17 protein-coding genes and 1 other RNA gene are annotated in these 18,128 nt (G+C 67.1%); 1 reads left to right on the top strand and 17 read right to left on the bottom strand.

The features are described 5' to 3' along the window. Positions 1 to 12 precede the first annotated feature (12 nt). The 17 genes from CRJ03_RS02250 to CRJ03_RS02170 all read right to left on the bottom strand — a co-directional run bounded on the left by CRJ03_RS02250 (position 13) and on the right by CRJ03_RS02170 (position 16,963). Positions 13 to 732 carry an alanyl-tRNA editing protein gene (locus tag CRJ03_RS02250; protein WP_104017289.1) on the bottom strand — a complete coding sequence of 240 codons (720 nt, stop codon included), beginning with the start codon at positions 730 to 732 and terminating at the stop codon, positions 13 to 15. Further along, entirely contained in the window at positions 729 to 3,164 is a 2,436-nt protein-coding gene (locus tag CRJ03_RS02245) for a DUF3772 domain-containing protein (protein ID WP_104017288.1), read from the bottom strand. Before CRJ03_RS02245 ends, CRJ03_RS02250 begins: the two co-directional genes overlap by 4 nt. After that, on the bottom strand, positions 3,161 to 4,186 hold the full coding sequence (locus CRJ03_RS02240; RefSeq protein ID WP_104017287.1) for a cysteine synthase A: 1,026 nt from the start codon (positions 4,184 to 4,186) through the stop codon (positions 3,161 to 3,163). Before CRJ03_RS02240 ends, CRJ03_RS02245 begins: the two co-directional genes overlap by 4 nt. Positions 4,187 to 4,245: 59 nt before the next feature. Then, positions 4,246 to 5,067: an NUDIX domain-containing protein gene (locus CRJ03_RS02235; RefSeq protein WP_240611534.1), complete on the bottom strand. Its 822-nt coding sequence runs from the start codon at positions 5,065 to 5,067 to the stop codon at positions 4,246 to 4,248. Then, the gene (locus CRJ03_RS02230) at positions 5,064 to 5,522 is read right to left on the bottom strand and encodes a TrgA family protein (RefSeq protein ID WP_104017285.1); all 459 of its coding nucleotides are present in this window, start codon (positions 5,520 to 5,522) and stop codon (positions 5,064 to 5,066) included. The genes CRJ03_RS02235 and CRJ03_RS02230 overlap by 4 nt, the downstream gene beginning before the upstream one ends. Continuing rightward, positions 5,523 to 6,776, bottom strand: a complete 1,254-nt coding sequence (locus CRJ03_RS02225) for an SAM-dependent methyltransferase (protein WP_240611533.1) — start codon at positions 6,774 to 6,776, stop codon at positions 5,523 to 5,525. Next, positions 6,776 to 8,194, bottom strand: coding sequence for a cryptochrome/photolyase family protein (locus CRJ03_RS02220; protein ID WP_104017284.1), 1,419 nt, complete (start codon positions 8,192 to 8,194; stop codon positions 6,776 to 6,778). Before CRJ03_RS02220 ends, CRJ03_RS02225 begins: the two co-directional genes overlap by 1 nt. A gap of 48 nt (positions 8,195 to 8,242) precedes the next feature. After that, entirely contained in the window at positions 8,243 to 9,463 is a 1,221-nt protein-coding gene (locus CRJ03_RS02215) for an aminotransferase class V-fold PLP-dependent enzyme (RefSeq protein ID WP_104017283.1), read from the bottom strand. A gap of 105 nt (positions 9,464 to 9,568) precedes the next feature. Next, positions 9,569 to 11,209, bottom strand: coding sequence for a BCCT family transporter (locus CRJ03_RS02210; RefSeq protein ID WP_104017282.1), 1,641 nt, complete (start codon positions 11,207 to 11,209; stop codon positions 9,569 to 9,571). A gap of 223 nt (positions 11,210 to 11,432) precedes the next feature. Beyond that, positions 11,433 to 11,678 (bottom strand): ribbon-helix-helix domain-containing protein, encoded by a 246-nt coding sequence (locus CRJ03_RS02205; protein ID WP_104017281.1) that lies wholly within the window; start codon positions 11,676 to 11,678, stop codon positions 11,433 to 11,435. 82 nt (positions 11,679 to 11,760) lie between these two features. Continuing rightward, entirely contained in the window at positions 11,761 to 11,943 is a 183-nt protein-coding gene (locus tag CRJ03_RS02200) for a DUF4169 family protein (protein WP_104017280.1), read from the bottom strand. After that, entirely contained in the window at positions 11,940 to 13,331 is a 1,392-nt protein-coding gene (gene fumC, locus CRJ03_RS02195; protein ID WP_104017279.1) for a class II fumarate hydratase, read from the bottom strand. Before fumC ends, CRJ03_RS02200 begins: the two co-directional genes overlap by 4 nt. A 100-nt stretch (positions 13,332 to 13,431) precedes the next feature. After that, positions 13,432 to 13,899 (bottom strand): SspB family protein, encoded by a 468-nt coding sequence (locus tag CRJ03_RS02190; protein WP_104017278.1) that lies wholly within the window; start codon positions 13,897 to 13,899, stop codon positions 13,432 to 13,434. A gap of 74 nt (positions 13,900 to 13,973) precedes the next feature. Then, positions 13,974 to 15,230, bottom strand: a complete 1,257-nt coding sequence (gene chrA / locus CRJ03_RS02185; protein WP_104017277.1) for a chromate efflux transporter — start codon at positions 15,228 to 15,230, stop codon at positions 13,974 to 13,976. Between the two features lie 50 nt (positions 15,231 to 15,280). Beyond that, positions 15,281 to 15,635: a transfer-messenger RNA gene (gene ssrA, locus CRJ03_RS02180) on the bottom strand. 87 nt (positions 15,636 to 15,722) lie between these two features. Next, entirely contained in the window at positions 15,723 to 16,424 is a 702-nt protein-coding gene (locus tag CRJ03_RS02175; RefSeq protein WP_165375219.1) for an anti-sigma factor, read from the bottom strand. Continuing rightward, positions 16,421 to 16,963 (bottom strand): sigma-70 family RNA polymerase sigma factor, encoded by a 543-nt coding sequence (locus tag CRJ03_RS02170; protein WP_104017275.1) that lies wholly within the window; start codon positions 16,961 to 16,963, stop codon positions 16,421 to 16,423. Before CRJ03_RS02170 ends, CRJ03_RS02175 begins: the two co-directional genes overlap by 4 nt. Positions 16,964 to 17,131: 168 nt before the next feature. On the opposite strand from CRJ03_RS02170, the gene cobS reads away from it, so the two are divergent. Next, positions 17,132 to 18,118: a cobaltochelatase subunit CobS gene (gene cobS, locus CRJ03_RS02165; RefSeq protein WP_104017274.1), complete on the top strand. Its 987-nt coding sequence runs from the start codon at positions 17,132 to 17,134 to the stop codon at positions 18,116 to 18,118. The last annotated feature ends 10 nt before the right edge of the window (positions 18,119 to 18,128 follow it).

The following is an 18,128-nucleotide window of genomic DNA, read 5'->3' as shown; positions in this document are numbered from 1 at the left end:
GCCCGCCGTACCTCACCCGTCGAGGTGCAGGTAGACCCGCCGGTTCTGGCGGCCCTTCTTCTCGATCTTGCCCAGCCGCAGCGCCCCGATCTCGCCGGTGCGGGCCACGTGGGTGCCGCCGCAGGGCTGCAGATCGACCCGATCCTCGCCCACGCCAATCCCGATCAGCCGCACCCGCCCGGCCCCGCGCGGCGGCGCGGCGGACATGGTCTTTACCAGGCCGGGATTGGCGTCGAGTTCGGCATCGGTGATCCAGTCCTCGGTCACCGCCAGATCGCGATCCACCAGCATCGCCAGGTGCGCCTCCAGCGTCTCGCGGTCCTGCGGGGCTTCGGGCATGTCGAAATCGAGCCGCGAGCGCGTCTCGCCCACCTGTCCGCCGGTCACCGGCAGCGGGATCACCACCGACAGCAGGTGCAGGGCGGTGTGCATCCGCATGTGCCGGTGCCGCCGCTCCCAATCGAGCGTCTGCGACACCTGCGCACCCACCGGCGGCAGCGGCTGCAGCGCGCCGGGCACCAGCGCGATCGCGTCCCCATCGGCCTTGACGGTCGTGGCCACCGGCAGGCTGCCGCCGTCCCAGTCGAGCCGCCCGCTGTCGCCGGGCTGTCCGCCGCCCGCAGGGTAGAACACCGTTTGATCGAGCACCACGCCCCCCTCCGGCGTGTGCGCCACCACCCGCCCGGCGGCCTCGGTCATGTAGGGATCGGTTCGAAACAGCATTTCGGTCATCGCCCGCCTCCGTCGCCGTCACCGCCCTCGAAATCGGCCTCGGTCAACTGCACCGGCGCGCTGCTCGGCGGCTGGGGCGCGGCGACCTCGGTCTCGCCCCCTGCCCCGCCCGCGGGCATGCCGTTGCGAAACCACACGTCCTGTTGCGGGAAGGGAATCTCGATGCCTTCCTCGACGAAGCGCCGCGCGATCTCGTGGTTCATGTCAGAATGCACGTTCATCACCCAGTTGACGTCGCGCAGGATGGCGCGAATCTCGAAATTGAGCGAGCTCGCCCCGAAGCCGCGGAACACGATATTCGGCGCCGGGTTCATCAGCACCATGGGGTGCTCTTCGGCCACCTCGCGCAGGATCGCTTCTACCTTGCGGGTGTCGGAGCCATAGGCCACGCCCACCGGCACGATCACCCGGCCCACGGTGTTGCCGCGGGTGTAGTTGGTGACCGTACCGCTGACGAAATCGGCATTGGGCACGATCACGTCGGTGCGGTCGAAGGTCTCGATCCGGGTGGAGCGCACGGAGATGGATTTGACATAGCCGTGCTGGCCGCCCACCTCGATCCAGTCACCCTCGGAAATCGGCCGCTCGATCAGCAGGATGATCCCGGCCACGAAATTCGACACGATATTCTGGAGGCCAAAGCCGATACCCACCGACAGCGCCCCGGCCACGATGGCGAGCGAGCTGAGGTCGATCCCCGCGCTGGTGATCGCGATCACTGCGGCGAGGAATATCCCGACATAGCCTAGCCCCGACACGATCGCATTGCGCCCGCCGGTATCGAGCTTGGTCTTGGGCAGGATCGTGTTCCTGAGTGCCCCCTGCAACAGCCGCGTTACCACGTATCCCACCGCGAAGACGGCGGCGAAGGTCACAAAGACCATCGGTGATATCTGCACGCCGCCCAGGCTCATCCCCTGCGTGAACCGTGTCCAGAATTCCATGAGCTGCGCCGTGCGCGCACCCCAGATCAGCGCGAATCCCGGTACCGAGACGATCACCAGCGCAAAGCCCGCCAGCACCGGCACCAGCGAGTCGGCAGCGCCGTCGCGATTGCCCGTCACCATCACGTAAAGCTCGGTCAAGAGCCGCTGCACGATCACCAGAGCCGCCAGCAGCAGGAGCGACAGCGCCGTTGGCAACATCAACGCCTGCGCCGCCTTGACATAGCCTACCGTCGCCAGCAGCGGCCCGATCACCGCCACCGCCAGCAGCACACGGCCAATGAGCCGCGTCACCCGGCCAGAGAACCCGGCCTCGCCGTCATTCTCGTCAGCACAGGCGCGGCTGTGCAGAGCCAGCAACGCGGCCAACCGCCACAGCAGGAGCCCGGTCAGCACCTGTACCGGGAAGATCACCACATTGGTGGCCGCCTCGCTCCAGTCAGCGCCCTCGGCCACCGTCTGCAAAAAGTAGAAGGCCGCCACCACCAACCCAAGCATCGCCCCGTAGAGCCGCCCCGAATAGCGGCAACGATCGTCGAGCTGCAGCACCGGGCCGCGTGGTTCGTGGCGCGGGAACACCCGCTGCGCCAGCCAGCGCGCCAGCAGCAGGATCAAGGCTGCGGGCAAGAGCGCGTCGAGCAGCATCTCGCCGCGCACGCCCACCATCCCCGAGACCAAAGCCGCGCGCACCAGCGCGTAAACGCCGGCATAGGGCAGCAACCACTCGCCCAGCGACGCGCCGAAGCTCGCAATCCAGTGTCCCGCGCTGGGGTTCTCGCCCACCAGTCGCCGCATCAGCCGCACGGACCAGCGCCGCCCCCGCGCCAACAGCACCAACCCGGCCAGCACGAGAACAAGGATTACCGGCAGGTTGTCCTTGAGGATCGTGCGCTCGATCGGGCTCTGCCACGAACGGAGCACCTCGCCACTCACGTCGCCCGCCAGCCGGTAGAGCGCGCGCAGCGCATCGGGCCAGTGCAGCGGGTTCACGGGCATCGGCCCGATGCGCAACAATTCCGCCGTCTCGCGCTCGCGGATGGTCTGGTCGATCCCGGTGATGAGCCCGTCGGCCCGGCTTCGGGCCAGTTCGGCCGTGCGCACCGGCGCCTCGATCCGCGCCAGGCGCCGCTCCAGCTCCTCGCGCTGCGCGGCGATCTCGTTGGGCTCGTTGCCTTTCTCGGGCAGCGGGCCTAGCGCATCGAGCTGGTCGCGCACGGTCTTGATCGCGGTGGCGTTGGCGTCCTGCGCCTCGGTGAATTGCTGGCGAAAATCGGCGACCTGCCCGCGCAAATCCTCCAGCACGGGGGTGGCCACCTCGCCGCCGTCGAGCGCCTCTTCGACCCGCGCGGCAAGCTCCTCCCATGCCGCGAAATCCGGCCCGCTCAGCACCTGCTGCGCCTGCGCCGTCGCGGCCAGCGGAGCCGGCCCCGAAAGACCCATCAGCGCCGTGCCCAGCGCCACCCAGAGCGCGACGAGAAGCGTCCTCATTCGACGAACACACCCGGGATCGAGCGCGGTGCCTCGGTCAGCCAGCCGGGCACCGGCAGGCCCTTGCCGCGCAGGAATTCGGGGTTGTAGAGCTTGGATTGATAGCGGTTGCCGAAATCGCACAACACGGTGACGATGGTATGCCCCGGCCCCATCTCGCGCGCCATGTGCATGGCTCCCGCGATGTTCACGCCGGTCGAGCCGCCCATGCACAGCCCCTCCTCCGCCAGCAGATCAAAGACGATGGGCAGCGCCTCGGCGTCCGGAACCCGGCAGGTGAAATCGGGGGTGAAGCCCTCGAGATTGGCGGTGATCCGCCCTTGTCCGATCCCCTCGGTGATCGAGTCGCCGGGGTTATCCTCGCCGGTGTAGATCTTGTAGAGGCCCGCGCCCTCCGGATCGGCGAGGCCGATCTTGACGCCCTTGTCCTGCAGCGCCTCGGCCACCCCCGCCAGCGTGCCACCCGAGCCCACCGCGCAGATGAAGCCATCGACGCGGCCGCCGGTCTGCTCCCATATCTCGGGGCCGGTGGTCTCGGCATGCGCCTGCCGGTTGGCCACGTTGTCGAACTGGTTGGCCCAGATCGCGCCTTTGGCCTCGGTTTGTGCAAGTTCTTCGGCCAGACGGCCCGAATAGCGCACGTAGTTGTTGGGGTTCTTGTAGGGGGCGGCGGGCACCTGCACCAGCTCGGCCCCGGCAAGGCGCAGCATGTCCTTCTTTTCCTGGCTCTGCGTCTCGGGAATCACGATGACGGTGCGAAACCCCATCGACGCGCCCACCAGCGCGAGACCGATGCCGGTATTGCCTGCCGTGCCCTCGACGATGGTGCCACCCGGCGCGAGCGCGCCGCGCGCCACCGCGTCGCGGATGATGTAGAGCGCGGCGCGATCCTTGACCGATTGTCCGGGATTGAGAAATTCGCACTTGCCCCAGATCTCGCACCCGGTCTCTTCGCTCGCGCGCCTGAGCCGGATGAGAGGGGTATTGCCGACCGCCTCGGCGAGGTTGCGTGCCATGCGCATCCCGATCGCTCCTGTCCTGATGTCCCGCGTCTCAGGTGTAGGGCCTGCGCGGGGGGAACTCAACCCGCCGCCCGCAGGCGTGCACGCTCCCGCTCAAGCCACAGAAGGCTCAAGACCAGCGGCCCGTTATTGGCCTCGCCGCTCTCCAGCAGACCCATTGCGCGGTCGAATCCGATGACGTGGGTGCGGATGTCCTCGTTCTCCGTGGCCAGCCCGCCGCGCCCCTGCCGCGCCTCGGGCAGATCGCAAAGGCCGACGAAAAGGTGAAAGAATTCCGTGGAATAGCCGGGGGTGCAGTAATGGCTGGAAATCCGCTCCAGACCGCGCAGCTCCAGTCCCGCCTCCTCGATGCATTCGCGCCGGGCGGTCTCTTCGGGGGTTTCGCCGCCATCCACGCGGCCCGCCACCGGCTCGAGCATCCACGGCAGCGGATCGCCACGCCCGTAGGGGCCCATGCGGAACTGCTCGACCAACAGCACCCGGTCGCGGGCCGGATCGTAGGGCAGCACCAGCGCCGCGTCGGTCGCCACGAAAACGTCGCGCGAGACCTGCGGGCTCTGCCCGCCGTCAAAGCGCGGATGACGCAGGCCGTAACGGCGGGTTAGAAAGAACCCGTCATGCGTGGTCAAGACGCTCTCCTCCGCGACCGCATCGCGCGGCATGTCGCTACGAAGACCCGCGGGCGCAGGGGCCGTCCGCGCCGCCATCCGCGCCCAGGCCCGCGAGAGGATCATCGCGCGGCGCGCGGCCATCTCTTCTGCCGGGACACCGTGATCGTGACCGCGCATCACCTCCGGCTCGGCCTCGTGCCGCAGCGCCGAAGGCACGTCCGGGCCCAGCACCGCCGCGAGATACCCTTCCCGCGTCTGCGTGTCGCTCACGCCCACCGCCGCTCGGCCCATTCCGCGATGGCCCCCGTGAGAAACCCGCCCGCCAGCAGCACGCCGATCAGCGTGCCGTCGAGCATCACCAGCCCGTATTCCGTGGCAAGCTCGAACATCTCGGTGAGCCCATTCATGAACCCTGTAATGCGCCCGTCGAGCGCAAGCCGCAGCATCTCGTTGAAACTTTGGACAAACAACGCCCAGAACACCAGGGCGGCCATGCCCGTTAGCCCGGCGCTGATGCCGGTGGCATAGCCGAACCCCAGCCGCCGCCCGGTCACCCGCCAACCGCAGAGAAGGCCAAGCACCACGTTGACATAGTTGAACCAGCCGAAATCGGTGCCCTCTTCCATCAGCGGGCGAAACAGCTCGGACCCGATCCAGCCCAGCACCCCCAGCCCGAACGCGGCCATGAGCTTGCCAGAGGTGGGCATGGTGTCGGTAACGGGCATTCAGCCGGACCTTGCGAGGGTGATCTGCGTAACATCGCAACTACCGCCTTTGAACGCGGCCGCGCAAGAGGCAAGGTAGAACTCCCACATCCGACGGAACCGCGCGTCAAAGCCCTGCGCCGCGATCTCGGGCCAGCGCGCGTAGAACCGCGCGTGCCAGCGCCGGAGCGTCTCGGAGTAGCTCTGGCCGAACTCGCGCGATCCCAGCACTCTGAGCCCCGCGCGCCGAACCTGCTCGCGCAGCACCGCGGGCCCCGGTAGCATCCCGCCGGGAAAGATATACTTCTGGATGAAATCCACCTCGCGGCGATAGCTTTCAAAGCGGCGGTCCTCGACGGTGATGATCTGGAGCGCGGCGCGTGCCCGCGGCTTGAGCCGGTCGCGCAGGGTGTCGAAGAACACCGGCCAGTAGCGCTCGCCCACCGCCTCGAACATCTCGATGCTGGCGACACCGTCAAAGCGGCCCCGCTCGTCGCGATAGTCCTGGAGCTTCAACTCCACCCGGTCCGCGAGCCCCGCCCGCGCGATCCGCTCGCGCGCATGGGCAAGCTGCGCCGGGCTGATCGTCAGCCCGGTCACCCGTAGCCCCCGCTCGGCGGCGGCATATTCGGCGAATCCCCCCCAGCCGCAGCCGATCTCCAGCACGTGATCGCCGGGCTTCACGCCCATTGCATCGACGAGCGCGCGATACTTGGCGGTCTGCGCCTCCTCCAGGCTGTCGGCGCCGGTCTCGAACAGCGCGCTCGAATAGGTCATCGTCCCGTCGAGCCACAGCGCGTAGAACTCATTGCCCAGATCGTAGTGATACTCGATGTTGCGCCGCGCCTGGCTCTTCGAATTGCGTTTGAACCAGAAGCGGATGCGCTCATAGGTCTGCGCCAGCGTCTGCCCCGGATAGCCGTCGTAGATGTTGTCATTGTCGTCGTTGAGCAGGTCGAGAAAGGCCTGCAGGTCCGGCGTCGACCACGCGCCGTCGAGATAGGCCTCGCAAAACCCGAGATAACCCTCGCGCACCAGACCCGCGAACACCTCGCGGTCGTGGATGTCGATGCGTGCCTCGATGCCCGGCTCCGCGCCCTCGGCGCGAAACAGCCGCCCGTCGGGCAGGCCGATATCCAGCCGCCCGGCGCGCATTCCCTGTGCCACGCCGAAACAGCGCGCGAAATAGCGCGGTAGCCGCGTCTCGCCCGCGGTCGTGCGGCGCGGCCTGTCGTCCGGTATCAGCCTTGCTTCGTTCGCCATGTCCTTGATCATTAAAACTCCCTTGCCGCGTACGCCGCAAGGGCCGATTTGCGCCCCTCGGCCAGACCGATCAGCGGGGCGGGGTATGGATCACCGGGGGATAGGCCCCAACTTCTAGGGATCGCGTCGAAATAGCTCAGCGCCGTGGCCGACGGTCGCGCCTGTCCCTCGGCGATCCAGGCCCGCGCATAGCCGCCCTCGGGGTCGAATTTCGCCAGTTGCGTCTCGGGGTTGAAGATGCGGAAATAGGGGGCGGCGTCGGGCCCGCAACCGGCGGTCCACTGCCAACCCATCGCGTTCGACGCCGGGTCCCAGTCCGTCAGGCACTCGGCGAACCAGTCCATCCCCACCCGCCAGTGCACCATCATGTGCTTGGTCAGATACGAAGCCACGTTCATCCGCGCGCGGTTGTGCATCCGGCCCGTCACATACATCTCGCGCATCGCGGCATCGACAAAGGGGATGCCGGTGCGCCCCTGCTTCCAGCGCAGAACATCCCGGTCGCACCCCTCGGACCACGGAAACGCGTCCCAGCCCTCGCGCCAGTTGCGGCTCAGGATCTGCGGCGTGTGATACATCAGGTGATAGGCAAACTCGCGCCAAACCAGCTCCTTTAGCCAGTGCTCGGCCCCGCGCTTGCCCTCGTGCTGCGCCTGCAGCCCGGCGTGCCAGCACTGCCGGGGCGAGATTTCGCCATAGGTCAGGTTCTCCGAAAGGTTCGAGGTGCCAGAAATGGCGGGGTTGTTGCGCGCGTCCTCGTAGGCGCCGATGGTCTCTGCCACGAAGCCACCGAGCCGCCCCTGCGCCGCCTGCTCGCCCACGCATTGATGGGGCAGGCAAATCGCCGCGCCCCGGTCCATCGCGGCCCCCATCCGCCAGTCCGCCAGCGCATCGCTTGCGGGCCACGCCTCGGGCGCGGCGATGCGCGCGGGCGCAGGTGCAGGCTCGGGCACCTCGCGATCCTTCACCGCGCGCCACATCGGGCTGTAGACCTTGTAGAAACCGCCGGTGCCTGTCTCGACCGTCCACGGCTCGAACAGGAGGTGGGAATTGTGGCTGTGCGCCTCCACGCCGCGCGCCTTCAGCATCGCCTCGATCGCGCCATCGCGCGCGATGGAATCGGGATCGTAGAGCCGCGACCAGTGCACCGCGCCCGCGCCCGTCTCCGCCACCAGCGCCGCGATCACCTCGGCTGCATCGCCGTGCCGCAGGATCAGCCGGCTGCCGCGCGCCTCCAGGTCGCGCGCCAGCGATGCCACCGACAGACCCAGCCGCCATTTCGGCGCGCCCCCCAATGAGGCCACGCTGTCATCATGGATGAAAACGGGGATCACCGGCCCGCCAGCCGCGCAGGCGGCGCGCAGCGCGGGATTGTCCGAAAGCCGCAGATCGCGCCGCAGCCACACAATTACCGGTCTTTGATCGGACATCCCCTTCCTCGTGTTTTCGTTGTGTTACGCTACGAGCCGGGGAGCGGATCAAAGAATGTCGTCGAGCGCGGTCATCAGCCGCTCCACCTCGTCGCGGCTCGTGTAATGCACGAAACTCAGCCGCAAGACGCCGTGGGCGGGGTCGATCCCCATCGCCTCGAGCGGGCGATGGGCGTAGAAATCGCCGCCCCCCGCCATGATGCCACGTCGGGCCAGATCGGCGGCGGCCTCTGCTCCGGGCCGGTCGAGCGCCAGCGCCACCGTGGGCGCGCGCACAGTGGCGTCAGAGGGGCCGATCAGGCGCACGCGGTTGCGGTCTTTCAGGTGATCGAGCAGCGGCTGCAACAGCGTGGTCTCGTGGGTGCGCATCGCCTCGTGCACACCCGCGTTGCGCGCCGCCGGATCGCCCGCGATGCCGTGATGCGTGGCCAGCGTGTCGATATAGTCGGCGATGCCCGCACAGGCCGCCACCTGCGCGTGGTCGGGGCCCGCCGGCGTGAACCGTTTGTAGAGCGTGTCGGCGTTGAAATGATGCGCCTGGTTGGGGAGCATCCGCGCCAGCTCTTGGCGAATGACCATGATGCCCTGGTGCGGCCCATAGGTCTTGTAGGCCGAGAATAGATAGATATCGGGGCCCAACCGCCCTACTTCCGGCAGGCCGTGGGGCGCATAGCTCACACCATCCACGCAAACGAACGCGCCGGCCGCATGCGCCAGCGCGGTGATCTCGACCACCGGGTTGACCGCACCCACCACGTTCGAGCAATGCGGGAAACACACCAGCCGCACCCGCTCGTCCAGCAGCGCGTCCAGATCGGCGGGGTCGAGCAACCCGGTGCCGGGGTCGATCTTCCACTCGCGGATCTCGATTCCCTCGTCGGCCAGCCGCCGCCACGGGCCGGAATTGGCCTCGTGGTCCTGATCGGTAACGACGATCGCCTCGCCGGGGCGCATCCACTGCCGGAACGCCTGCGCCAGAACATAGGTATTCTGCGTGGTCGAGGGGCCGAAACTCACCTCGTCCGTGGCCACACCCATCATCGCGGCCAGCCTCTGCCTCGCCTCGTCCATCTCCTCTCCCGCCAGACGGCTCGCGTCGTAGAGGCCGTAGGGCTGGACCTTGCGTTGCCGGTAGTAGCGCTCCAGCCGCGCGATGACCGGCGCGCAGGTATAGGAACCGCCCGCGTTCTCGAAAAACGCCTGCCCGGCCAGCGTCGGCTCGGCAAAGGCCGGGAACTGCGCGCGCACGAAATCGTTGTCCAGTATCACTGGCCATCTCCCCCTAGGTTTTTCCCACCATTTGCGGGCACCAAACAGCAAAGCCCCCCGGCGCGCAAGCACCGGGGGGCCCTGGTTTTAAGTTCCGGGTCGCGCTCAGCGCTTCTCGGAGGCGAGGCCTTTCCAGATGGAGACGCAGATCGCCAGAAGGATGAGCGTGAACGGTAGGCCCGTCGAGATCACCATCGCCTGCAAGGCACCCAGGCCGCCGCCGACCAGCAGCGCAATTGCCACCAGCCCCTCGAACGTGCACCAGAACACCCGCTGCGGCACCGGCGCATCGACCTTGCCGCCCGCGGTGATCGTGTCGATCACAAGGCTGCCCGAGTCCGACGAGGTGACGAAGAACACGATCACCAGGATGATCCCGATGGTCGAGGTGATGGAGGCCAGCGGCAGCGATTCGAGCATGGCGAACAGCGACAGCGGCGGGTTGTAGCTGTCGATCACCTGCGCCTTGACCGCGCTGCCAGCGGGATCGCTCAGCACCTGATCAATCGCCGCGCCGCCGAAGACGGCCATCCAGAACACGCAGACGAGGCTCGGGATGATCAGCACGCAGGTCACGAACTCGCGCACCGTGCGACCGCGGCTGACCCGCGCGATGAACATGCCGACGAAGGGCGACCAGGAGATCCACCAGGCCCAGTAGAACGCGGTCCAGCCCTGCATGTAGCCGGTATCCTCGCGCCCGAACGGGTTCGAGAGCGGGATCACGTTCTTGAAGTAGGAGCCAAGGCCCGAGACGAAATCGCCCAGGATCGTGACCGCCCCGGCGGCGAACAGCACGAACAGCAGCAGCACGAGCGCGATCACCATGTTGATCTCCGACAGCACCTTGACGCCGCCGTCGAGGCCGCGCAGCACCGAGATGAGCGCGACGCCCGTGATCGCGATGATGAGGATCACCTGCACCGTCACGTTATTGGGGATGCCGTAGATATGTTCCAGACCGGCATTGGCCTGCTGTGCGCCGAAGCCCAGCGAGGTGGCCAGGCCAAAGAGCGTCGCAAACACCGCCAGCGTGTCGATGATGTGCCCGGTCCAGCCCCAGACACGCTCGCCGAAGATCGGGTAGAACGCGCTGCGGATGGTGAGCGGCAGGCCCTTGTTGTAGGAAAACAGCGCCAGCGCCAGCGCCACCACGGCATAGATCGCCCAAGGGTGCAGCGCCCAGTGATAGGACGTGGCCGCCAGCCCCATAGCCCTGGCCGCCTCGACATTCTCGGGGATCAGCTCACCGCCCTCGGTAAAGGGCGACGGCACGCCCAGCGGCGCGGAGATGGCCATATGATAGACCGGCTCCAGCACGCCGAAGAACATCAGCCCGATGCCCATGCCCGCAGCGAACAGCATCGCGAACCAGCCAAGATAGCCGTAATCGGGCGTCGCGTCGGTGCCGCCAAGGCGGACCGCACCGTAAGGGGTGACGATCAACAACAGACAGAAGATGACGAAAATGTTGGCCGCCGACAGGAAGAACCAGTCAAAGGTCGATGTCAGCGCCGGGCGCAGCCAGCCGAAGAAATCCGCAGCCTGCTGCGGCGCGAGAAGCGCATAGGCCACGAAAGCGATGATGACGAGCCCCGAGATCACGAAAACCGGGTTGTGAATGTCGAGCCCGAATGGCCCGATCTTCGTCTGAATGTTGTCCTGACCGATCTTGTAATCGGTGTCGATGATATCCGATGCGCCCTCCGGCGCGGGGATACCCTGATTGGCGGTGTCGTCTGACATCCGTGTCCCTCCTGTTTTGCCGACGGCATTCCGGGCACCTTTGCAGGGCTTCACCCTTGCCCGGTGCCGCCGGGTTTTCCCTGTTCCAGCGGCAACGAGACTGCCGCCGCCGGACATTTCCGCCGCCCGAAAAGACGGTCCACGCGTGTCATCAAGGTAACGCGGCATTTACGCGGCCTTCAACCGGGTGCGGTGAGAATCATTCCGAAAACGACATGCGCGCTCAGCGATGACGGTTTTGAACCGCCTCTGCCCGCGCCCTGAAATGCGCCAGCACGTGCAGCCGGATCGCCGAGGCAAGCCCGGTTCCGGGGTCGCGGGCGGCGTCTATCTCGGCGGCGAGCGCGTTGAGCGCGCGACCCTCGGCGCGCGCGATCTCGCGGAACGCCTGCCAGAACGGCTCTTCCAGCGACACGCTCGTGCGGTGCCCCTGGAGCGTGAGCGATCGCTTGACGGGGCGCGCGCTCATCGGGCGTGGGGGATAGGGGCGCCGCCCCCGTCGCGCCTCCGCGCGACTCCCCCGGGATATTTGAGCCAGGATGAAGCGCGCATCACTCTTCCTCGCGCCTGTGCAGGTCCAGCACGTGGCGGGCCTTCTCGGCCTCGGCCTCTTCGCGCGCCTTCTGCGCCTTGGTGCGCCCGAAACGCGCCGCGTTCTCGTCGGCACGGGCCTTTTTCGCCGCCCGCGCCTTATGCTTGCGTATCCGGTTGAGGTTGACCGGGGTGTCGCTCATCTCGGGCCGATCATGTCCTCGGGGCGCACCACGCGGTCGAAGGTCTCGCCATCGACGAAGCCAAGATTGATCGCCTCTTCCCTGAGCGTCGTGCCGTTGCGGTGCGCGGTCTTGGCCACCTTGGTGGCGTTGTCATAGCCAATGGTGGGCGCCAGCGCCGTGACCAGCATGAGCGATTCCTTCATCAGCTTCTCGATGCGGTCCTCGTTGGCCGCGATGCCGGTGAGCATCCGCTCGGTGAAGCTCGCCGTGGCGTCACCCAGAAGCTGGATGGACTGCAACAGGTTGTAGGCCATCATCGGGTTGTAGACGTTCAGTTCGAAATGACCCTGCGATCCGGCGAACTTGATCGCCGCGTCGTTGCCCATCACGTGAGCCGCCACCTGCGTCAGCGCCTCGGCCTGCGTCGGGTTGACCTTGCCGGGCATGATGCTGCTGCCCGGCTCGTTCTCCGGCAGGATCAATTCGCCCAGACCCGAGCGCGGCCCGCTCCCGAGGAAACGGATATCGTTGGCGATCTTGTAGCACGACCCCGCCACCGTCGCGAGCGCACCGGACAGGAACACCATCGCGTCATGGGCCGCCAGAGCCTCGAACTTGTTGGGCGCGGTGACGAAAGGCAGGCCGGTGATTTCCGCCATGTTGGCCGCAACCGTCTCGCCCCAGCCGGGCGCGGTGTTGAGCCCGGTGCCCACGGCGGTGCCGCCCTGCGCCAGCTCGTATATGCCGGGAAGGCAGGCCTTGACGCGAGAGATGCCCATCCGGACCTGATGCGCGTAGCCCGAGAATTCCTGCCCCAGCGTCAGCGGCGTGGCGTCCTGTGTATGGGTGCGGCCGATCTTGATGATGTCGCGGAACTCGTGGGATTTCGCCTCGAGCCCCGCCGCCAGCGCCTCCAGCCCCGGCAACGCGACGTCGCGCACGCTCATCGCGGCGGCGATATGCATGGCCGTGGGAAAGGTGTCGTTGGAGGACTGCCCCATGTTGCAGTGATCGTTGGGATGCACCGGGTCCTTCGATCCGATCTCGCCGCCGAGAATCTCGATGGCGCGGTTGGCGATCACCTCGTTCGCGTTCATGTTGGATTGCGTGCCAGAGCCGGTCTGCCAGACGACCAGCGGGAAATGATCGTCGAGATCGCCCGCGATCACCTCGCCCGCCGCCGCGATGATCGCGTCGGCGATCCGCGGGTCGAGCTTGCCGGATGCCTTGTTGGCCTGCGCGCAGGCTTTCTTGATGACACCCAGCGCGCGCACGATGGCCACCGGCTGCCGCTCCCAACCGATCGGGAAATTCATCAGGCTGCGCTGCGTCTGCGCGCCCCAATACTTGTCGGTGGGCACCTCGAGCGGGCCGAAACTGTCGGATTCGGTGCGGGTGGCGGTCATGGCGGGCCTCCTTGGCGGTTTCTCCCGTTCATACCGCAGGTGCCGGAAAGATCAATGCTGTATACGACGGGATACCAAGGCCCACCCCGCTCGTGACCCGCTACTTGCGGAACTTGTCGAGGCTCACCACCTCGCCGGTCTCCTCCTGCGCGCCGCCCGCATCGTCTATCTCTTCGAGGGGGGCGCCGTCGTCCTCGTCCTCGTCATCGTCGCTGTCCTGCGTCTCGAACCGCAGGCCGAACTCGACCGACGGGTCAACGAAGGTGCGGATCGCCTCGTAAGGCACATAAAGCCGCTCGGGCGCTTCGCCGAAATTGAGCGTCACGCCGAAGCCGTCGTCGCTGACCTCAAGCGCCTCGAACCAGTGCTGCATGACCACCGTCATCTCTGACGGGTAGCGCTCGCGCAGCCAGTCGGCCAGCTCGGCATCGGGATGTGTGGTGTCGAAGGTGATGAAGAAATGGTGCGCCCCCGGCAGCCCGTTCTCGGCCACGTCCGTCAGAACCTCCTGGATGAGGCCACGCATCGCGCGATGCATCAGGGTTCCATAATCGATGGAGCGGGTCATTCCTTACCTCGAACAAGATCGACACCGTCAGCATAGGGGATTCGGATCGAAACGAAAGAGCCTGCGAGCAAGCCTCAGATCAAAACATGTCCCGCCGCCGCGAGCGCCGCCATCAGCGCCAGGACCCGGCCCATCGGCACCCGCACCCACAGAAGCAGCACCGCCGCCAGCACCGTCAGCCCCAGCCCGGTCCAGGACACGGTCCCCCAGACCGGCACCGGACCGACCAGGCTCTCTCGCAATTCGCCGAACACCACGTGCAATGCGAACCACAGCGACAGGTTGAGGATCACCCCCACCACGGCCGCCGATATTCCCGCCAGCGCCCCCTTGAGCCGGGGCCGCGCGAGGATCGCCTCGACATAAGGCGCACCGGTGAAAATCCACAGGAAACAGGGCACGAAAGTCACCCACAGGGTGAGCAGCGCGGCCACCAGCGCGAGCCCTGCCCCCCCGGCCTGCCAGCCTGCCAGAAGGCCCACGAACTCGGTCACCAGGATCAGCGGGCCGGGCGTGGTCTCGGCGAGGCCAAGCGCGTCGATCATCTGCGCGGCGGTGATCCAGCCCTTGGCGCTCACCACCGTGTCGGCCATGTAGGCCAGCACCGCGTAGGCCCCGCCGAAGGTGACCACCGCCAGCTTGGAGAAGAACAGCGCCAGATCGGTGAGGAACGCAGCCCCCGCGCCCCAGGCCACCAGCACCGGCGCCGCCCAGAGTGCGCCCCATATGAGCGCCGTGCGCAGCGTGTCTGCGGGCCGCACCGCCGTCCCCACGGGCGCGGGCGCGGGCGCGGGCGGTGAGTTGCGGCTCTGCCAATACCCCCAGAGCGCCGCCGCCGCGATGATCGCCGGGAACGGCACGCCAAGCGCGAACATCGCGACGAATGCCAGCCCCGCCACAACCCAGTGGCCGGGCGTGGCCAGCGCCTTGCGCGCGATCCGCAACAGCGCCTGCACCACGATCGCCACCACCGCCGCCTTGACGCCGAGGAAGGCCGCCTGCACCAGCGGTACGCCACCCCAGATGGCATAGCCATAGCCGAGACCGAGAATTACCGCCGCGCCGGGCAGCACGAAGAGCAGCCCGGCGATCAGCCCGCCCGGCACGCCCCTCTGTCGCCAACCCGCATAGGTGGCAAGCTGCATCGCCTCGGGCCCCGGCAACAGCATGCAAAAGGACAGCGCGCCGAGAAACTGGTTTTCCGACATCCAGCCGCGCCGCGTCACCAACTCGTCATGCATCACCGAGATTTGCGCCGCCGGCCCGCCGAAACTCAGCAGGCCGATCCGCGCGAAGCTGCGCAACAGATCGGGAAAGGTTGGCGCGCCCATGCGTCCTTGTGGCGCGCGACGCGCATCGGGACAAGCGACATTTGAATGAAAGTGCAGGCTTCTGTTGCCAGGTGCCTGCGAACCCCGCCTTACCTTGCTAGAGGCAAGGGCTTAAGTTTCGGTTTGGTTACTGCTTACGCAGCAACGGCCACCGGAGCACGGTTGTCATTTGCAACTGTACGTTTCGGACCGATAACGGTGGTACCTCACCGGGACAAAGCATAACCCCTTTAGACGTTCGTCGATCCTGTTTCGGCCCCATGATCCCCAAATGAAGGATTATTGGTGGAGCCGCCGGGTACCGCCCCCGGGTCCGATCCGCTTATTACGAGCGCGTTTATGTCCATAGTCCCCGTTGCCGGGAACACCCTGAATATAGGAGCTTTGCGAGCGTTTGCCTAGGGGGGTGGCACCTGCCTCGCGCGATTTGTACGCTACAGGGCCGGGCGGGGGCTTGGCCGGCGGCGGTGAAAGCGTTTTTCAGCAGCCGGTCTAGGTGTCGCGCACCGCGCCGGTGGCCAGCACGTCGCCTGTGGGTGCGCCGGTGGGCGATCCGCCCGGGGGCTCGTCAGAGACCGCGAGGACGGCACCGGGCAGGCGCGGGCGCAGGGCGTCGGGCACCGGGATCGACCCGCGCCGGTCCTCGGGCAGAACACCGAGCGAGACCGGCGCCGCCTCTCCGGCAATGAGCCACAGTTCCAGCGCACGGCCCGGCGCGGGCGCACCCGCCGCACGGTCGATCAAGAGGGTGCCGGTCGCGGCGTCATAGACGGCATCGACCACCAGGCTGCGATCCTCAGCGGCCACCTCGGCGCGGTAGAGCGCCTCGGCGGGCGCTTGCGGCGGCGCACCCCAGTCGCCACCGGTAACGAGCGCCAGGACCAGCACCGCCGCCGCCGCAAGGCCGCCGCCCCAGAGCGCCAGCCGCCGCATCCAGCCGGCGCGGGGTCGGGCATCGGGGAACAGCCCCGCCTCGATCCGCTGCCAGACATGGGCGGGCGGGGCCTGCGGCGCGATCTCGTCGGTCATGGCGGCGAAATCCGTGGCCCATTGCGCGTAGGCGGCGCGCAGGTCCGGGTCGCGCACCATGCGCGCCTCGAACGCCGCCGCCTCCTCTGCCGAAAGCAGGCCGAGCGCGTATTCGCCCGCGAGGATGTGGTCCTCGTCCCGGTCTGGCTGGTCCCGATCGCTCATCGCGACAGACACTCCTTCAGCTTCAAGAGGCTGCGGCGCAGCCATGTTCGCATCGTGTTGAGCGGCACGTCGAACCGCGCCGCGAGATCGGCATAGGTCTCGCCGTCTAGATAGGCACGGCGCACGGCCTCGGCACGCGGCGCGGCCAACTCCTCCATGCACGCATCGAGCCGCCGCCGCTCGGAGGCGGCGATGGCCTGCGTCTCGGGCCCTGCCCCGGTGTCGGCGATCCGGTCTTCGAGCACGTCGGTCGTCCCGGCCCTGCGCAGCTTGCGCAGGCGGTCGACGGCGCTGTTGCGCGCGATCGTTATCAGCCAGGTCATGGGACTCAGCCCGTTGACATTGTAACGCGCGGCATTGTGCCAGATCTTGACGTAGATTTCCTGCAACACATCCTCGGCCTCCGCGCGGTCATTCAACACACGCAGGGCAACGCCCAGGAGTTTCGCCGACGTGGCGTCATAGAGCGCCTTGAACGCTGTCCGGTCCCCTTGCGCGGCGCGCAGGATGTGCCGTTCTATGTCGTCGCGCGTCGCCATATGCTCGCCACTGTCCCGTTCGCACCCAATCCTAGCACGACGGGCCGGTATGACCAGTGCGGACGAACCATGAGGCCAACCCGATCTTGCCCCTTCCCCTTGCCCTTCCACGCGATATGTTGCACCACGACACCAACGAAACAGCGACCCTATCGAAGGACCGGCGAATTGGCTGACGGCACGATTGACATCAACGCGAAACCGACCGAGGAAATCGCCGTGCGCGAGGTTTTCGGCATCGACACCGACATGATCGTGAGGGGCTTTGCCGAGCGCAGCGAACGGGTGCCCGAGCTCGATTCGACCTACAAGTTCGATCCCGACACCACGCTGGCGATCCTCGCGGGCTTTTCGCACAACCGGCGGGTGATGATCCAAGGCTATCACGGCACCGGCAAATCCACCCATATCGAGCAGGTCGCGGCCCGGCTCAACTGGCCCTGCGTGCGCGTCAACCTCGACAGCCATATCAGCCGGATCGACCTGATCGGCAAGGACGCGATCAAGCTGCGCGACGGGGTGCAGGTGACCGAGTTTCACGAGGGCATCCTGCCCTGGGCGCTGCGCAACCCGACGGCCATCGTGTTCGACGAATACGACGCCGGGCGCGCGGACGTGATGTTCGTGATCCAGCGGGTGCTGGAGGCGGATGGCAAGCTGACGCTGCTCGACCAGAACGAGGTGATCACGCCCAACCCGTATTTCCGCCTGTTCGCCACGGCCAACACTGTTGGCCTCGGTGACACCACGGGGCTTTACCACGGCACGCAGCAGATCAACCAGGGCCAGATGGACCGCTGGAACCTGGTGGCCACGCTCAACTACCTGAGCCACGACGCAGAGACGGCGATCGTGCTGGCCAAGAACCCGATCTTCAACACCGCCGAGGGGCGCCAGACCGTCAGCCGCATGGTAACGGTGGCCGATCTGTCGCGCACCGCCTTCATGAATGGCGAGCTGTCGACGGTGATGAGCCCCCGCACCGTGATCTCCTGGGCGCAGAACGCCACCATCTTCCGCAACGTGGGCTATGCGTTCCGGCTCACCTTCCTCAACAAGTGCGACGAATTGGAGCGCCAGACCGTGGCGGAATTCTACCAGCGCTGCTTCGACGAGGAACTTCCCGAGAGCGCGGCGAACGTGAGCGTACAGTAAAGCCACGTCT

It is taken from the genome of Roseovarius nitratireducens, from assembly GCF_002925845.1.
GTDB classification, from domain to species: domain Bacteria; phylum Pseudomonadota; class Alphaproteobacteria; order Rhodobacterales; family Rhodobacteraceae; genus Roseovarius; species Roseovarius nitratireducens.
The sequence above is the reverse complement of the archived record's forward strand: the minus strand, read 5'-3'. Positions and strand labels throughout refer to the sequence as shown.

What these genes read in the sequence shown, in the direction of transcription:
- CRJ03_RS02210 (WP_104017282.1), bottom strand. Translation starts at nt 11,209, where the DNA reads ATGTCAGACGACACCGCCAATCAGGGTATCCCCGCGCCGGAGGGCGCA.
- CRJ03_RS02200 (WP_104017280.1), bottom strand. Translation starts at nt 11,943, where the DNA reads ATGAGCGACACCCCGGTCAACCTCAACCGGATACGCAAGCATAAGGCG.
- CRJ03_RS02175 (WP_165375219.1), bottom strand. Translation starts at nt 16,424, where the DNA reads ATGAGCGATCGGGACCAGCCAGACCGGGACGAGGACCACATCCTCGCG.
- CRJ03_RS02250 (WP_104017289.1), bottom strand. Translation starts at nt 732, where the DNA reads ATGACCGAAATGCTGTTTCGAACCGATCCCTACATGACCGAGGCCGCC.
- CRJ03_RS02240 (WP_104017287.1), bottom strand. Translation starts at nt 4,186, where the DNA reads ATGCGCATGGCACGCAACCTCGCCGAGGCGGTCGGCAATACCCCTCTC.
- chrA (WP_104017277.1), bottom strand. Translation starts at nt 15,230, where the DNA reads ATGGGCGCGCCAACCTTTCCCGATCTGTTGCGCAGCTTCGCGCGGATC.
- CRJ03_RS02225 (WP_240611533.1), bottom strand. Translation starts at nt 6,776, where the DNA reads ATGATCAAGGACATGGCGAACGAAGCAAGGCTGATACCGGACGACAGG.
- CRJ03_RS02245 (WP_104017288.1), bottom strand. Translation starts at nt 3,164, where the DNA reads ATGAGGACGCTTCTCGTCGCGCTCTGGGTGGCGCTGGGCACGGCGCTG.
- CRJ03_RS02170 (WP_104017275.1), bottom strand. Translation starts at nt 16,963, where the DNA reads ATGGCGACGCGCGACGACATAGAACGGCACATCCTGCGCGCCGCGCAA.
- fumC (WP_104017279.1), bottom strand. Translation starts at nt 13,331, where the DNA reads ATGACCGCCACCCGCACCGAATCCGACAGTTTCGGCCCGCTCGAGGTG.
- CRJ03_RS02230 (WP_104017285.1), bottom strand. Translation starts at nt 5,522, where the DNA reads ATGCCCGTTACCGACACCATGCCCACCTCTGGCAAGCTCATGGCCGCG.
- CRJ03_RS02220 (WP_104017284.1), bottom strand. Translation starts at nt 8,194, where the DNA reads ATGTCCGATCAAAGACCGGTAATTGTGTGGCTGCGGCGCGATCTGCGG.
- CRJ03_RS02190 (WP_104017278.1), bottom strand. Translation starts at nt 13,899, where the DNA reads ATGACCCGCTCCATCGATTATGGAACCCTGATGCATCGCGCGATGCGT.
- CRJ03_RS02205 (WP_104017281.1), bottom strand. Translation starts at nt 11,678, where the DNA reads ATGAGCGCGCGCCCCGTCAAGCGATCGCTCACGCTCCAGGGGCACCGC.